The sequence below is a fragment of the Streptomyces beihaiensis genome (assembly GCF_026274175.1).
GTDB classification, from domain to species: Bacteria; Actinomycetota; Actinomycetes; order Streptomycetales; family Streptomycetaceae; genus Streptomyces; species Streptomyces beihaiensis.
Window position 1 is genome coordinate 1 of the sequence record NZ_JAPHNL010000283.1, and the last position, 15,880, is coordinate 15,880.

A 15,880-nucleotide genomic window follows, 5' to 3' on the forward strand; every position below is an offset into this window, starting at 1 on the left:
GGGCCGCGTCCCGACCCCGGCCCCGGTCCACGAACGCGTCGTGGCGGGCCACGTCCCCGCCAAGGGGAGCGGGGAGCTGCGCGCCCGGCCGTAGACGAGCCCGAGCCGCGGCCCCGCGCTCCTTCAGGGCGCCCGGTAGCCGAGCACCGTCATCATCCCGGCCTCCGCGTGGTACACGTTGTGGCAGTGGACCATCCACAGGCCGGGGTTGTCCGCGTCGAAGTCCACCGTCACCGTCTGCCCGGGCAGCACGATAGCGGTGTCCTTGCGCGGCCCGCCGGGCGTCGCGCCCAGCGCGAACGTGTGCCCGTGCAGATGGATCGGATGCCACATCGACGTGGTGTTGACGAACTCGGTCCGCACCCGTTCGCCCTCCCGGACCGGGTGCCGCTGGTCCGGCGAGTACGGCTTCCCGTCGAACGCCCAGTCGTACGTGGCCATCCCGCCGGTCAGCCGCAGCCGGATCGTCCGGTCCGGTGTACGGGACGGCAGGGCCACCGAGTCGGCCGCGCGGAGCCGGTCCGCGGTCACCAGGCGGCCGTCCAGTTCCTCGGGGCGCACGTCGGCGGCCGGGACGGCGCCGGACCCCGTACGGAGCACGGCGAGCGCCGAGGCCCTCTTGCCCTCCGCGAGCGCGGTCAGCGGGAAGACGCCGTCGCCGGCGGTGACCAGCACGTCGTACCGCTCGCCCATCCCGAGGACCAGCGAGTCCGTGGTGGTGTGACGCACCGGGAAGCCGTCGGCGTGGGTCACGGTCATCCGGTGGCCGCCGAGCGCGACGCGGAACGCCGTGTCCCCGCCGGCGTTGACGATGCGCAGCCTGATCCGGTCTCCCGGACGGGCCGTGAAGCCCGAAGGGTCCTTCGCCGTACGCCCGTTGACCAGGTAGTACGGGTAGGCCACGTCGCCCGCGTCGCCGCCGAGCAGCTTGCTCTCGGCGCCCATCGGCATGCGCGAGGCCATGCCGCCGCGCCTGTGACGCGTCCCGCCGCGCAGCCGCCCGAGCACCTTGTCCGGGGTCGAGCCGTCGACCCCGTCGAGCCAGTCGTCGAGGACGACCACCCACTCCTTGTCGTACGACAGGGGTTCCTTGGGGTCGTCCACGATCAGCGGCGCGTACAGGCCCCGGTCCCGCTGGGTGCCGACGTGCGGGTGGACCCAGTACGTGCCCGGGTCGGGGACCGTGAACCGGTAGGTGAAGTCGGCTCCGGGCGCCACGGCCTTCTGCGTGACGCCGGGGACGCCGTCCATGTTGTTGCGCAGCGCGATGCCGTGCCAGTGCGCGCTCGTGGCCTCGGGGAGGTGGTTGGCGAGGGTGAGGGCGAGCGTGTCGCCCGCGGTGACGCGGACCTCCTCGCCGGGCAGCTCGCCGCCGTACGACCAGGAGGTGACGGTGGTGCCGCCGCCCAGGTCGAGCGGGGTGCGCGCGGCGGTGAGCTGGACGGTGCGGACGGGGCCCGAGCCGCGCTCGCGCTCGGCCTCGGCGACCTCGGGGCCGTCCGGGGCGACGTAGCCGCCGGGCTTGGCGTTGCTCCGTGGCGGGCTGTCGGCGCCGCAGGCGGTGAGGAGGCCGGTGCCCGCGGCGGCGAGGGAGGCGCCGAGGACGGTGCGGCGCGAGGGCGCGCCGGGTGTGTGGTGGATGTCGCGCATGACGGTGGTGCACCTCGGTGTCAGGTGTCGCTGTCGGTCGTGGTGGTGTCGGTTCCGGCGTCCTGGCGCCGGCCTAGACGCGCAACACCGACAGGAGGGACAGCGAGGTGCGGGGCGGGGGAGGGTTGGGGCGCTGGGCGTGGACCAGGCCACGCCGCCGCGGCCGTACGGCGGCCGGGAGCGCGGTCCGCGACGCGAGGGCCGCCGTCAGCAACAGCAGCGCGAACGATCCGAGCACGGCGAGGCAGACGCTCATGGGGTCCGTGGAGCCGTGCTCGGGCGCCGCGGGCGCGTGGGCGGCGGGCCGGGTCACCACGGGGGCGTCGTCCCGGACCGCGGCAGCGACGACGGCAGGTGCGACGGCAGGGACCAGGGCCGGGGCGGAGTGCGCCGCGGGCAGGGCGAGCGCGCCGGGGGAGCGGTCCGTCGGATGCCCCAGCGTGTGCATGCCGACGATGCCGAGGAGCAGCGCCACGAACAGCAGCAGCTGCCCGCGGCTCATGCGCCCCCGTGGCCTCGTCATGACCGGAACCCTACCCCCGCCCGGTATACGGCACGAACGCGCCCGCCCCGCCGGCCGAGGCCGACGGGGCGGGCGTGAGGCTCCCGGGGGAGGAGAGGTCAGAACCAGCTGTACGACTCGACGTAGCCGCGGGCCGGCGTGCCGACACCCGTCACGTCGTCGTAGCCGCGGGTCGCGTGCAGCGAGGAGTCCGTGCCGAGCGTGCGCAGGGAGGTGAGCACGCCGTTCGACGCGTCGTAGCCGTTGGCGAAGTCCCTGCGGATCACGGCGAGGCCGTGACCGGTCGGGTGGTCCGTCACGTCGTGGAACAGGCCGGTGCCGTACCGGGCGTAGATCTCCGGGTTGGCGAAGCCGATCGGGAAGCCGCCGCGCTCCTGCTGGGCGAGCGCCTGGACGCCCGCGATCACCGGGGCGGCCAGCGACGTGCCGCCGATGCGGTACTCGGAGTAGCCGAGCGAGCCGTCGGGCATGGTCTGCGTCTGGCCGACCAGGAAGCCGGTCTGCGGGTCGGCGATGGCCGAGATGTCCGGGACGACGCGGTGGTGGCCGCCGTTGGCCGTGGCGAGCGAGTTCGGGACGACGCCCCACTGGTAGAAGGGCTCGTTCACGGTCTTGCTGGTGCCGCCGCCGGCGCCGTACAGGTACTTGCCGGGGAAGCCGGTCCAGCTCTTGCCGTCGGCGGAGAGCGTCGACTTCTGGGTGCCCCAGCCGGTCTCCCACTTGTACGTGTTGTTCTTGCCGACGGCCAGCGCGGTGCCGCCGACCGCCGTCACCCAGGCGGAGTTGGCCGGGGTGTCGACCTGCTTCGTGCCGGTGTTGGCGACCTCGTCACCGTTGTCACCGGAGGAGAAGTAGAAGCCGATGCCCTGGACCGCGCCCATCTTGAAGACCTGGTCGTAGGCGGTGGCCAGCTGCGGCGTCTGGTTGGCCTCGATGTCGCCCCAGGAGTTGGAGACGATGTCGGCCAGGTGCTTGTCGACGACCCGGTTCAGCGCGTCGAGCAGGTCGTCGTCGTTGCAGGAGGCCGCGCCGACGTAGGTGATGTTCGCCTTCGGAGCCATGGCGTGCACGGCCTCGACGTCGAGGGTCTCCTCGCCGTACCAGCCGGCCCCGCCGCACTCCTTGACGTGGTTGTAGCTCTTGGGCAGGTCCTGGTTGAACTGGCCGGCCGCGTAGGGCGCGTCACCGTTCTTGGCGGCGTAGGCCTGCGCGTCCTGGGCGATGTACGGCGAGGCGAACGCGTCGGTGATGGCGACCCGCACACCCTTGCCGGTGGCCTTGCCCGCCCCGTAGACGGCGCGCAGCTGCTTGCCGGTGTAGCCCTTCGGCGCGTACGGGACCTTGCTGCCGTAGGCGTCCGGCAGCGTGGTCGCGATGTTCGACCCGAAGTACGTGGAGAACGGGCCCGAGTTGCGGAACACCGCTTCCGGCGGCGGAAGCTGGTCCTGCTTCGTCGCGTGGTGCGGGGCGCTGTCCAGGCCGGTCACGGTGAGCACGGCGCCGTGCAGCGAGGCCGGCACGGAGGCGGCGTGCGACGGGGCGCGGTAGGTGTGGCCGCTCTTGGCGTAGTTGTGCAGCTGGGTGCCGAACGCCTTCTCGGCGGCGGACACGTCGCCCGAGACCGAGATGTAGTGGTCGTTGGTACCGGTCACGGTCAGGCCGGAGGACTTCAGCCAGGCCGTGACCGCGGCTATCTGGTGCTTCGTCGCCCCGAAGCGCGCCTTGGCCTGCTTGGCGGTCAGGTAGTGACCGTACTGGCGGGACGACGGGTCCGACACGGCCCTCGCGTACGCGGTGAGCTTGCGGGCGTTCCGTCCGGCCAGGTAGACGCGGGCGTGGACGGTGTGGCTGTTCGCCGTGGAGCCCTTGTCCGCGGAGCTCGTGGCCCACAGCGGCTTGGTGCCGGACAGGGTGTCGCGGCCCGCCCCTGAGTCGGCCTGGGCCGGGGCGGCAAGGGCGAGGGCGCCGGCGAGCAGCGGCAGTGTCGCTGCGATGCTGAGGCCGGCCCGGGTGCGGCGGGCGCCGCGGTTGGATCTCATAAAACCCCCTGGGTCAGGTGCGCGTTGTTGTGCACACGCAGAGGGCCCCAACTCTGGCCAAGAAGCATTCACGCGAGGGAAATGAGTCGATCAAGAAGACGTCAATTCCCGTCGGAAATGGCCCCAACTTTGGCCTACATGACCCGATTTGAGCTCCCGGAGGAATGGATTCCACTTGCTGCCGGCGCGCACCCGCGACCGGCACCGGTTGTCCGGACCACCGACCCGTCCCGTTCACCCGTACGGCCCCCTCCCCGGGCCCCTGTCGTCGGGCCGCCGAACGGCAGGCACTATGGGGCTGGGGGGTCCAGCGGGCACTATGAACACGACAGCGGCCGATCACTGACGATCAAGGTCGGCAACGCGCACGAAACGGGTGTGTGGTGGGATGGTGGCCAGGCCCTTCGACAGCGCGGGAGCAGGCGGCCTGACCAGCAAGGATGGGTGGAAGCGGAAGATGGACAAGCAGCAGGAATTCGTGCTCCGGACCCTGGAGGAGCGCGACATCCGGTTCGTACGCCTGTGGTTCACGGATGTGCTGGGCTTCCTGAAGTCGGTGGCCGTGGCCCCGGCCGAGCTGGAACAGGCCTTCGACGAGGGCATCGGCTTCGACGGCTCCGCCATCGAGGGCTTCGCCCGGGTCTACGAGTCCGACATGATCGCCAAGCCGGACCCGTCCACGTTCCAGGTCCTGCCCTGGCGCGCGGAGGCCCCCGGCACCGCCCGCATGTTCTGCGACATCCTCATGCCGGACGGCTCCCCGTCCTTCGCGGACCCGCGCTACGTCCTCAAGCGGGCCCTCGCCAAGACCTCGGACCTCGGCTTCACCTTCTACACGCATCCCGAGATCGAGTTCTTCCTCCTCAAGGACAAGCCGCTCGACGGCAGCCGCCCGGTCCCCGCCGACACCTCCGGCTACTTCGACCACACCCCGCAGAACGTCGGCATGGACTTCCGCCGCCAGGCGATCACCATGCTCGAATCCATGGGCATCTCGGTCGAGTTCAGCCACCACGAGGGCGCGCCCGGCCAGCAGGAGATCGACCTGCGCTACGCGGACGCGCTCTCCACGGCGGACAACATCATGACGTTCCGCCTGGTCATGAAGCAGGTCGCCCTTGAGCAGGGGGTGCAGGCCACGTTCATGCCCAAGCCGTTCTCCGAATACCCGGGCTCCGGCATGCACACGCACCTCTCCCTCTTCGAGGGCGACCGCAACGCGTTCTACGAGTCCGGCGCCGAGTACCAGCTGTCGAAGGTGGGCCGCTCCTTCATCGCGGGCCTGCTGCGGCACGCCGCGGAGATCTCCGCCGTCACCAACCAGTGGGTCAACTCCTACAAGCGCATCTGGGGCGGCGCCGAGCGCACGGCGGGCGCGGGCGGCGAGGCCCCCTCCTACATCTGCTGGGGCCACAACAACCGCTCGGCCCTCATCCGGGTCCCCATGTACAAACCGGGCAAGACGGGCTCGGCACGGGTCGAGGTCCGCTCGCTCGACGCGGGCTGCAACCCGTACTTGGCGTACGCGGTGCTGCTCGCGGCGGGCCTGAAGGGCATCGAGGAGGGCTACGAGCTCCCTCCGGGGGCCGACGACGACGTGTGGGCGCTGCGGGACGCGGAGCGCCGCGCCCTGGGCATCGAGCCGCTGCCGCAGAACCTCGGCGAGGCGATCTCGCTCATGGAGCGCAGCGAACTGGTCGCCGAGACGCTCGGCGAGCACGTGTACGACTTCTTCCTGCGCAACAAGAAGCAGGAGTGGGAGGAGTACCGCTCCGAGGTAACGGCGTTCGAGCTGCGGAAGAACCTGCCGGTGCTGTAGGCGTCGGCCGGGTCGCTCACCCGTCGCGTACCCCCGAGGGGCGCGGCCCGTCGCCGCGACCCTCCGATCCGGGTTCCGCTCACCCGTGCCAGGCCGTCTGCGGGTGGTGAGAGGGCGTCGACCGCCCGTGGCGCCCCTGGCGAGTCGCGTCGTGTTGCCGCGGTGTCGGGCGGGCCGGGCCGGCGGCCCGCCCGGACGCCGCCGTGGCCGCGCCGCCGCTGCTGTGCCGCAGTCCGTCCGTCGGCGCGCGGGCCGCGTCGTCGCGGGTGCCCAGGTACGCCTCAGGGCGCCCAGACGCCGGTGATGTCCTTGCCCGACGCGGCGTGACCCGCGTACGGCAGGCCGTACATGTCCTCGATGGTGCGCAGCACGTCGTAGTGGTGGTAGGTGGCCGACGACATCGAGCCGGCGGCGACCGGCCCGCCGTACAGGACGGTGGGGACGTGGTTGCCGCTGCTGCCGTTGTCCTCGTCGAAGGTGATGACGAGAAGGCTGTTGTGGCTCTTGGCCCAGGTCGCGTAGTCGCCCAGGTTGTTCTTGATCCACCGGTCGCCGGTCTTGACCGAGCAGTTGTGCATGTCGCTGCACAGGTTCGGGATGACGTACGAGACCTTCGGGAGCGTCGAGTAGTCCGTGGGGAACTGGGCGAAGGTCTTGGCCGTGCTGGTGGGTACGTTGCCGAACCCGAACCACGGGTTGTGCTTCTGCGCGTAGTTCCCCGACGAGCAGACCGTCGAGCCCTGGCTCGGCAGGTCCTCGTTGTAGCTGGCCCAGCTCTTCCCGGCGGCGAGCAGCTCCGCCCCGAGGTTGTCCGCGGAGGAGAAGCCGGGCGCGACACAGCTGTCGTCCGTGACGCCCTGGGTGTCGCCGGAGAACAGCGCGTAGTAGTTGGGCTGGCTGGGGTGCGTCTGCGCGTACGACGCCGTCAGGTTGGCGCCGCCGTCGGCGAGGCTGTTGATGTACGGGGCCCGGGACGAGCCGATGATCTGGCCGTAGGAGTGGTTCTCGAAGACCACGACGATGGTGTGGTCCGGGGTGGGCAGCCCGGTCGCGGCGTGCGCGGGCACGCCCGCGGAGAGGGCGAGCCAGCCGCCGAGGGCGGCCGCCGCGACGGCCGCGGCCGAGGACAGCAGCCTGCCGCGGGTGCGGCTCAGGAGCGTCTTGCCGGTCACGTGACACCTCCGGTGAAGTGGGTGCGGGGCGAACGACGGTGACGGTGCAGCCAGAGCATGCACACGCCAGGGAGCGGGTGCGGCACGCGCGCGGACCCGCACGGATGAAATCCCGGTGAACTGTGCCCGGGCCCCGTCCGCTCGGGTGGACGGCGGGACCCGCTGTCGTGCGGAGGGCCGTTCCGCCGGGGCGGTCGCTTCCGGGGCGGCCGGACGGGAGGCTTCCGGTGCCCGCCGGGCGCCGCCGCCCGCCGAGGCCGTAGGCTCGTGACCAGTTGTGATCCTGGAGAAGGAGGCGGGGCATGTCGGTGCCTCAGGGACGCCGTAGTAGTACCTTCACGCGGCTGCTGCGGCACGGGTTCACCGATCCGTCCGCCGCGGAGCGCCACCTCGACGCCGACGCCCTGTCCGAGGTGCGCGCCGACCCGCTCCTGCTCGACGCGCTCGGCGCCACCGCCGACCCCGACCGGGCGCTGCTCGGCCTGCTGCGGCTCGCCGAGGCTCAGGAGCGCGGCGCCGGGGAACCGGGGCGCCGCGAACTGCTCGACACGCTCGTCACCGCCAAGCCGCTGCGCGACCGGCTGCTCGGCGTGCTCGGCGCCTCCGACGCGCTCGCCGACCACCTCGCCCGCCACCCCGACGACTGGCGGGCCCTGGTCACGTACGAGCCGAGCGATCTGCACCCGGGCGTCGAGGAGTTCGAGCGCGGCCTCGCCGACGCCACCGACCCCGTCTCGCTGCGCGTCGCCTACCGGCGCTGCCTGCTCTCCGTCGCCGCCCGCGACGTGTGCGGCACCACCGATGTCGCACAGACCGCCGCCGAGCTCGCCGACCTGGCGACGGCGACGCTGCGCGCCGCGCTCGCCATGGCCGCCGCCGCCGCGCCCGCCGACGCCGCGCAGTGCCGCCTCGCGGTGATCGCGATGGGCAAGTGCGGCGGACACGAACTCAATTACGTCTCCGACGTCGACGTCATCTTCGTCGCCGAGGCCGCCGACGGCGCGGACCCCGAGACGACGGACAAGGCCCTGCGGGCCGCCACCCGGCTCGCCTCGCACATGATGCGGATCTGCTCCGAGACGACCGTCGAGGGCACCATCTGGCCCGTCGACGCCAACCTGCGGCCCGAGGGCCGCAACGGCCCGCTGGTGCGCACCCTCTCCTCCCACCTCGCCTACTACCAGCGGTGGGCCAAGACCTGGGAGTTCCAGGCACTGCTCAAGGCGCGCCCGGTCGCGGGCGACCCCGAGCTCGGCGCCGCCTACCTCGAAGCCGTCACCCCGCTGGTGTGGCAGGCGGCCGAGCGCGAGAACTTCGTGCCCGATGTGCAGAAGATGCGCCGCCGCGTCGTCGAGAACATCCCGGCGGGCGAGCTCGACCGCGAGCTCAAGCTCGGCCCCGGCGGCCTTCGCGACGTCGAATTCGCCGTCCAGCTGCTCCAGTTGGTACACGGCAGATCCGACGCCTCGCTGCGCAGCGGCACCACCCTCGACGCGCTCGCCGCGCTCGCCGAAGGCGGCTACGTGGGCCGCGTCGACGCCGTGCAGCTCGACGACGCCTACCGGTTCCTGCGCACCCTCGAACACCGCATCCAGCTCCACAGGCTGCGCCGCACCCACCTCGTCCCCGAGGACGAGGCCGACCTGCGTCGCATCGGCCGCTCCATGGGCATGCGCACCGAACCCATCACCGACCTCGGCCGCGCCTGGAAGCGCCACACCTCGATGGTGCGTCGCCTGCACGAGAAGCTCTTCTACCGGCCGCTGCTCGACGCCGTTGCCCAACTCTCCCCCACCCTCGAATTCGCTCGGGCGGGGGGACCCCCTTCCGGCGAAACCCGGTTGAGCCCCACCGCCGCCCGCGAACGGCTCGTCGCCCTCGGCTACGCCGACCCCAGCGCAGCCCTGCGCCACCTGGAGGCCCTCGCCTCCGGCGTCAGCCGCAAGGCCGCCATCCAGCGCACCCTGCTGCCCGTCCTGCTCGGCTGGTTCGCGGACTCCGCCGACCCGGACGCCGGACTGCTCAACTTCCGCAAGGTCTCCGACGCGCTCGGCAAGACCCCCTGGTACCTGCGGCTCCTTCGCGACGAGGGCGCCGCCGCCGAGAACCTCGCCCGCGTCCTGTCCGCCGGGCGCCTCGCCCCCGACCTGCTGATGCGCGCCCCCGAGGCCGTGGCCCTGCTCGGCGACGCCAAGGGCCTCCAGCCGCGCGGCGCCGCCCAGCTCGAACAGGAGATCCTCGCCGCGGTCGGCCGCGCCGACGGCGACGAGCAGGCCGTGCGCGCGGCCCGCGGAGTACGCCGCCGCGAACTGTTCCGCACCGCCGCCGCCGAGATCGTCGCCTCCTACGGCACCGAGGGCACGCCCGCCGTCATGGGCGTGCCCGAGGCGCTCGCCGCCCGCGAGGCCGGAAACGCCCCGCCCGACCAGGGCGCCCTCGTCGACCGTGTCGGCGGCGCCGTCTCCGACCTCACCGCCGCCACCCTCGCCGGAACCCTGCGGGCCGTCGTCCGCGACGGCTGGGGCGACACCCTGCCCACCCGCTTCGCGGTCATCGCCATGGGCCGCTTCGGCGGCCACGAGCTCGGCTACGGCTCCGACGCCGACGTGCTCTTCGTCCACGAGCCCCGCGACGGCGCCGACGAACAGGAGGCCGCCCAGGCCGCCAACAAGGTCGTCTCCGAGATGCGCCGCCTGCTCGCCCTGCCCAGCGCCGACCCACCGCTGCTCATCGACGCCGACCTGCGCCCCGAGGGCAAGTCCGGCCCGATGGTGCGCACCCTCAAGTCGTACGAGGCGTACTACCGCCGCTGGTCCCTCGTCTGGGAGTCGCAGGCCCTGCTGCGCGCCACGCCCGTCGCGGGCGACGCCGACCTCGGCCTCGCCTTCATGGAGCTGATCGACCCGCTGCGCTACCCCGCCGAGGGCCTCGGCGACGACGCCGTACGCGAGATCCGCCGCCTCAAGGCCCGCATGGAGGCCGAACGCCTTCCGCGCGGCGCCGACCCGACCCTGCACGCCAAGCTGGGCCGCGGCGGCCTCTCCGACGTCGAATGGACCGTGCAGCTCCTCCAGCTCCAGCACGGCTGGGCCGAACCGGGCCTGCGCACCACCCGTACCCGCGAGGCGCTCGCCGCGGCCTGCGCCGCGGGTCTGCTGCCGAGCGAGGAGGCGGCCGTCCTCGACGAGGCGTGGGTGCTCGCCACCCGCGTGCGCAACGCGGTGATGCTGGTGCGCGGCCGCCCCGGCGACACGTTCCCCTCCGACGGGCGGGAACTCGGCGCCGTCGCCCGCTACCTCGGGTACGACCCCGGACACGTCGGGGACATGCTGGAGGACTACCGGCGCACCACGCGGCGCGCCAGGGCTGTGGTCGAGGAGCGGTTCTACGGGGCGGCGGCCTGAGGACCGGCGCCCTTGACCGGCGGCAGCAGCCGCGGCGGCACCAGCTTCGGCAGCTGGTAGGGCAGCGCCCCGTACCACAGGCGCGCCACGAAGAAGCCGAAGGCCAGGCAGAGCACACCGCCCACCGCGTCCAGCCAGAAGTGGTTCGCGGTCGAGACGATCACCACCAGGGTCAGCGCCGGGTACAGAAGGCCGAGCACCCGCACCCACGGAACCGACGCGAGTGCGAAGATCGTCAGACCGCACCACAGCGACCAGCCGATGTGCATCGACGGCATCGCCGCGTACTGGTTCGACATGTGCTTGAGGTTGCCGGAGGCCATCGACCCCCAGGTGTGGTGGACGGCGACCGTGTCGATGAAGTGGCCGTCGGACATCAGCCGCGGCGGCGCCAGCGGTGTCAGGTAGTAACCGACCAGCGCGACAACGGTGGTCATGAAGAGGACCAGGCGGGCCGCCGCGTAGCGGCCGGGATGGCAGCGGAACAGCCATACGAGCACACCCAGCGTCATGATGAAGTGCAGCGTCGCGTAGTAGTAGTTCATACCGACGACAAGCCAAGTCACGGAGTTGACGGCGTGGTTGACGCTCTGCTCGACGGCGATGCCCAGGTGGTGCTCCACGCTCCACACCCAGTCCGCGTTGCGCAGCGCCTTCGCCCTCTGCTCCGGGACCGCGTTGCGGATCAGCGAGTACGTCCAGTAACTCACCGCGATCAGCAGGATCTCGAACCACAGCCGCGGCCGTCGCGGCATCCTGACTCTGCGCAGGACGCCGTGGGATCCCAGCTCCTCGCGGTCCTCCTTCGCGATGGGTGAGGTGGTGACCCCTTCGGGGCCTTCCTGTGCGGTCACGGTCGATTCACCCATAGCCACAGAGTCTGCCAGATTCGGGCTCTTGATCCGATCATCCCTCGGGTGGGTCCCGATTGCACGCGCTACGCCCTATGGACGAGGCCGCACCCCGGCACGAGGCGGGGCCGAGGCGGTGGAACCCCGTACCACCAGCTCCGGCATGAACAGGAATTCGCTGTGCGGCGCCGGTGTCCCGCCGATCTCCTCCAGCAGCGTGTGCACGGCGGCCTGACCCATCGCGTGCACCGGCTTGCGGACCGTGGTCAGCGGCGGATCGGTGAAGGCGACCAGCGTCGAGTCGTCGAAGCCCACGACCGACACGTCCGAGGGCACGTCAAGCCCCCGTTCCCGCACCGCCCGAACGGCACCCAGTGCCATCATGTCGCTGGCGCAGACGACGCCCGTGCACCCCCGGCCGAGCAGCGCGTCCGCCGCGGCCTGACCGCCCTCCAGGGTGTACAGCGAATGCTGGATCAGCTCGCGCTCGACGTCCTTCCCGGACAGGCCCAGCAGGTCGCCCATGGCACGCACGAACCCCTCCGTCTTGCGCAGCACCGGCACGAACCGGTGCGGCCCGAGCGCCAGGCCGATCCGGGTGTGGCCGAGGGAGACGAGATGCGTCACCGCGAGCCGGGCCGCCGCACGGTCGTCCGGCGAGATGAACGGGGCCGCCACCTTCGGCGAGAACCCGTCGACGAGTACGAACGGCACACCGCGGCCGCGCAGCCGCTCGTAACGTCCGGTGTCGGCCGTCGTGTCGGCGTGCAGGCCCGAGACGTAGATGATGCCGCTGACCCCCCGGTCCACCAGCATCTCGGTCAGCTCGTCCTCCGTGGAGCCGCCGGGCGTCTGCGTGGCGAGCACCGGCGTGTACCCCTGCCGGGTCAGGGCCTGCACCACGACCTGGGCGAGCGCCGGGAAGATGGGGTTCTCCAGCTCCGGCGTGATCAGCCCGACCAGGCCCGCGCTGCGCTGCTTGAGCCGCACGGGACGCTCGTAGCCCAGGACGTCGAGGGCGGCGAGCACGGACTGACGGGTGGCCGCCGCGACACCGGGCTTGCCGTTGAGCACACGGCTTACCGTCGCTTCGCTGACCCCCGCTTGTGCTGCTATGTCGGTAAGGCGTGCGGTCACGGGAGGCGACTGTACCGGCCACGTGACGTGTTGCCTATCGTGGGCACCGACCCGCAGATCCTTTCCGCCGTGCCCCGGGAGCCCGCATGCCGCAGATCACCGTCGACTACTCCGCCGGCCTCGGCGACCGGATCGACCGCCCCGCTCTCGCGGGCGCCCTCCACGCGGCCGCGGTGGAGCACGTCGCCGCCCGCACCGCGGCCTGCAAGACGCGCTTTCGCCGCGCCGACGCGACCGTCGCGGGGGAGGCGGCCGCGGACCTCGTCCACGTGGAGATCGCCCTGCTCGCCGGGCGCACCGAGGAGGCCAAGGCCGCGCTCGCCGACGCCGTACTGGCCGCGCTGCCCGGCCACATCGAGGCACCGGAGGGCGTGCACCTGTCCGCCGAGGTACGCGACCTGGAGCCGGCGTACCGGTCGGCGATCGCGTAGGCGCGCCCCGACGTCTCGGCGCTACGCGGGCGCGAGCGCGGCGAGTCGGGCGATGAGGTCCGAGAACGGGCCGTCGGCCGGCTCGTCCACGAGGATGCGCCGCAGCAGCCGCGCCATCTCCTCGTCGTAGGCGGCGCTGACCGCGGCGAGCGCCGCGAAGTCGTGGACGAGCTGCACCTCCAGCTCGGCACGCGGGATGCGCCGCCCGTCCAGCCAGATCAGCGCCGTCGACTCGGCCAGCGAGATCCATGAACGCACCACGAGATCGAGCCGCGGCGACGCCGCCCGCACGCCCAGGTGCGCCAGGATCTGGACGTACGCGGCCTGCCGCACCGAGTCGATCAGCGCGTTCGTGGCGGAGGAGCCGACGGCGGGACCGCCACGCATCAACGCCGAGAAACCGGGGCCGTGCTCGTCCACGAAGTCGAAGAACCGGTCCATCACACGCAGCAGCCGCGCCCCGAGCGGCCCTTCCTGCGGCTCCTCGAAGCGCGCCGCCAGATCCTGCGCCGCCCGCTTCAACGCGGCCTCGTACAGGCTGAGTTTGCCCGGGAAGTAGTGGTAGACCAGCGGTCGCGATATGCCCGCGGCGGATGCTATCTCATCGATGGAGACCTCGTCGGGGGAGCGGTGGCTGAACAGGTCGAGGGCGACCCCGATCAACTGCTGCCGCCGCTCCTCGACTCCCATTCTGCGCCGCACCCCGGTAGTCATGCCGAACACTCTACCGAGCGATTCAGGACGCTCCGGCGGGCCCGTCCGTCACAGGTCGAGCACCAGCCGCTCGCCGCGCGCCCGCGACACGCAGATGAGCATCGAGCCGTCGCGCTCGGCGTCGGTCAGCAGCTCGTCGCGGTGGTCGACCTCGCCCTCCAGGACGCGCTGTTGGCACGTTCCGCAGAAGCCCTGCTCGCACGAGTACGGGATGCCGGGCACTTCGGCCCGGACCGCCGCAAGCACGGTCGAGTCCGCGGGCACGTCGACCACCGTGCCGGTGCGGCGCAGCTCGACCTCGAACGGCCCGTTCCCGTCGGCCGTGTTGCGCGGCGCGAACCGCTCCAGGTGCAGCGCGCAGTGGCCGGGCAGGGCCTCCTCCACGGCGGCCATCAGCCCCTCGGGCCCGCAGCAGTACACGGCCGTGCCGGGCTCGGCCGCCGCCAACGCCGCCCCCAGGTCCGGCCGTCCGCCCTCGTCCTCGGCGACGACCGTCACCCGCCCGCTCGCCGTGCCGTCAGGGCCGCCGAGCTTCTCGATCTCCTCCAGGAACGGCATCGAGGCCCGCGTCCGGCCGCCGTAGAGCAGCGTCCACCGCCCGCCCCCGGCCTCGACCGCGCGCAGCATCGGCAGGATCGGCGTGATGCCGATGCCGCCCGCGACGAACAGGTGGGCGGGCGCGTCCACATCGAGCGGGAAGCGGTTGCGCGGCCCGCGGACCTCGACCTCGACACCGGCCCGCAACTGCTCGTGCACCTCGCGCGACCCGCCGCGCCCGCCCTCGTCCTCGGGGATCAGACGGGTGGCGACGGTGTACGACGAGGTGTCCTCCGGGTCGCCGCACAGCGAGTACTGCCGTAGGAGACCGGAGGGCAGCACCAGGTCCAGATGGGCGCCCGGCGTCCAGGAGGGCAAGGCGCGGCCCTCTAGGCGGAGTTGCACCACACCGTCGGCCACGGTCTCGTGCCGCGCGACGAGCAGCCGCAGCGCGCGGGCGCGCGGCCGCCCCGAGATCGGCTCCTCCAGGGCGGGCATCGGCCACAGCGGCGAACTCCGCACGCGGCGCCGCAGCGCCCGCCGCACGACGAGTGCGGCACCGGCCACGACGACGGCCTTGCGCAGGGTCAGGGCACTCATCGGGCGGCTCCGGCGCGGGCGTCGCAGCGGGCCTCGGCCGCGGTGGCGGCGTGGGAGCCGGCAGCGGGAGAGGAGGCGAGGTACGCGACGGCCTGCGCGGTGTCGCCCTCCTGCTCCGGGTGGTAGCCGCGGCTCAGGTAGCGCGGGATGGAGCGGGCCATGTCACCGGCCGTGGGCAGCACACCCCGCTTGCCGCTGCGGTAGAAGTCCCTGAAGGTGGCCTTGCCGTCGAGCAGCGTCGGGTCGTTCTCCATGAAGAAGCGGGCGCCGCGCTGCCACAGGAAGACCAGGGCGGTGAAGGCGGTGGCCCAGGTGCGGGCGCGCCGCCGGTAGCTCCCGTCCAGGTGCGTGAACAGGTCGAACGCCACCGAGCGGTGCTCGACCTCCTCGGCGCCGTGCCAGCGCAGCAGGTCGAGCATGGTCGGGTCGGCGCCGCGCCGGTCCAGTTCGTCGGCGTTGAGCACCCAGTTGCCGAGGAACGCCGTGTAGTGCTCGATCGCCGCGATGAGGGCGACCCGCTCCATCAGCCACCACCGGCGTGCCCTGCCCGGCGGCAGTGTCCGGTCGCCGAGCAGCTTCTCGAAGAACCAGTCGACCTGCGCGGTGTACGGCGTCGGGTCGAGACCGAGCTCGCGCAGGTGCGGAAGCACTTCGTCGTGGGCCCGCGAGTGCATGGCCTCCTGGCCGATGAACCCGATGACGTCCTCGCGGAGCCGGTCGTCCCTGATGAGGGGGAGGACCTGCTTGTACACGTGCACGAACCACCGTTCCCCTGCGGGGAGCAGGAGGTGCAGCACGTTGATGGTGTGCGTGGTGAAGGGGTCGTCCGGGATCCAGTGCAGCGGGGTCCGGTCCCAGCTGAAGGAGACCTGCCGCGCCTTCAGCGTGACACGCGTATTAGACATGGCGTCAATGTACTGACGGGTAAGGAGCGGGTACACCCCCGGGACAAGACTTTCTTGACCGGCGGACGGCGAACACGGCGCGGGCGCGTGGCGGCGCG

The 15,880-nt window shown here is 72.3% G+C and carries 12 protein-coding genes; 3 read left to right on the top strand and 9 right to left on the bottom strand.

Annotated features, from left to right (window positions below):
* Positions 1-123: 123 nt before the first annotated feature.
* The 3 genes from OFY01_RS24170 to OFY01_RS24180 all read right to left on the bottom strand — a co-directional run bounded on the left by OFY01_RS24170 (position 124) and on the right by OFY01_RS24180 (position 4,212).
* The gene (locus tag OFY01_RS24170) at positions 124-1,650 is read right to left on the bottom strand and encodes a multicopper oxidase family protein (RefSeq protein WP_266603236.1); all 1,527 of its coding nucleotides are present in this window, start codon (positions 1,648-1,650) and stop codon (positions 124-126) included.
* A 73-nt stretch (positions 1,651-1,723) separates the two neighbouring features.
* Positions 1,724-2,173, bottom strand: coding sequence for a hypothetical protein (locus OFY01_RS24175; RefSeq protein WP_266603237.1), 450 nt, complete (start codon positions 2,171-2,173; stop codon positions 1,724-1,726).
* 98 nt (positions 2,174-2,271) lie between these two features.
* Entirely contained in the window at positions 2,272-4,212 is a 1,941-nt protein-coding gene (locus tag OFY01_RS24180) for a S53 family peptidase (RefSeq protein ID WP_266603238.1), read from the bottom strand.
* Between the two features lie 457 nt (positions 4,213-4,669).
* Between OFY01_RS24180 and OFY01_RS24185 the strand changes: the two genes are divergently transcribed.
* Positions 4,670-6,031 (top strand): glutamine synthetase family protein, encoded by a 1,362-nt coding sequence (locus OFY01_RS24185; RefSeq protein ID WP_266603275.1) that lies wholly within the window; start codon positions 4,670-4,672, stop codon positions 6,029-6,031.
* A gap of 281 nt (positions 6,032-6,312) precedes the next feature.
* Here OFY01_RS24185 and OFY01_RS24190 read toward each other — a convergent pair whose 3' ends face one another.
* Positions 6,313-7,203: an alkaline phosphatase family protein gene (locus tag OFY01_RS24190; RefSeq protein ID WP_266603239.1), complete on the bottom strand. Its 891-nt coding sequence runs from the start codon at positions 7,201-7,203 to the stop codon at positions 6,313-6,315.
* 302 nt (positions 7,204-7,505) lie between these two features.
* Here OFY01_RS24190 and OFY01_RS24195 point away from each other — a divergent pair, with 302 nt between their 5' ends.
* Positions 7,506-10,607 carry a bifunctional [glutamine synthetase] adenylyltransferase/[glutamine synthetase]-adenylyl-L-tyrosine phosphorylase gene (locus OFY01_RS24195; protein WP_266603240.1) on the top strand — a complete coding sequence of 1,034 codons (3,102 nt, stop codon included), beginning with the start codon at positions 7,506-7,508 and terminating at the stop codon, positions 10,605-10,607.
* On the opposite strand, the gene OFY01_RS24200 is transcribed toward OFY01_RS24195, so the two are convergent.
* Positions 10,589-11,476, bottom strand: a complete 888-nt coding sequence (locus OFY01_RS24200) for a phosphatase PAP2 family protein (protein ID WP_266603241.1) — start codon at positions 11,474-11,476, stop codon at positions 10,589-10,591. The genes OFY01_RS24195 and OFY01_RS24200 overlap by 19 nt on opposite strands.
* A gap of 75 nt (positions 11,477-11,551) precedes the next feature.
* Positions 11,552-12,595 carry a LacI family DNA-binding transcriptional regulator gene (locus tag OFY01_RS24205; protein ID WP_266603242.1) on the bottom strand — a complete coding sequence of 348 codons (1,044 nt, stop codon included), beginning with the start codon at positions 12,593-12,595 and terminating at the stop codon, positions 11,552-11,554.
* An 86-nt stretch (positions 12,596-12,681) separates the two neighbouring features.
* Here OFY01_RS24205 and OFY01_RS24210 point away from each other — a divergent pair, with 86 nt between their 5' ends.
* Positions 12,682-13,026 (top strand): tautomerase family protein, encoded by a 345-nt coding sequence (locus OFY01_RS24210; RefSeq protein ID WP_266603243.1) that lies wholly within the window; start codon positions 12,682-12,684, stop codon positions 13,024-13,026.
* 21 nt (positions 13,027-13,047) lie between these two features.
* On the opposite strand, the gene OFY01_RS24215 is transcribed toward OFY01_RS24210, so the two are convergent.
* From OFY01_RS24215 to OFY01_RS24225, 3 genes are read right to left on the bottom strand one after another with little or no spacing between them, the layout of a single operon-like run.
* On the bottom strand, positions 13,048-13,740 hold the full coding sequence (locus OFY01_RS24215; protein WP_266603244.1) for a TetR/AcrR family transcriptional regulator: 693 nt from the start codon (positions 13,738-13,740) through the stop codon (positions 13,048-13,050).
* 48 nt (positions 13,741-13,788) lie between these two features.
* Positions 13,789-14,877, bottom strand: a complete 1,089-nt coding sequence (locus tag OFY01_RS24220) for a PDR/VanB family oxidoreductase (protein ID WP_266603245.1) — start codon at positions 14,875-14,877, stop codon at positions 13,789-13,791.
* Positions 14,874-15,782, bottom strand: a complete 909-nt coding sequence (locus tag OFY01_RS24225) for a metal-dependent hydrolase (RefSeq protein WP_266603246.1) — start codon at positions 15,780-15,782, stop codon at positions 14,874-14,876. The genes OFY01_RS24220 and OFY01_RS24225 overlap by 4 nt, the downstream gene beginning before the upstream one ends.
* Positions 15,783-15,880 lie beyond the last annotated feature (98 nt).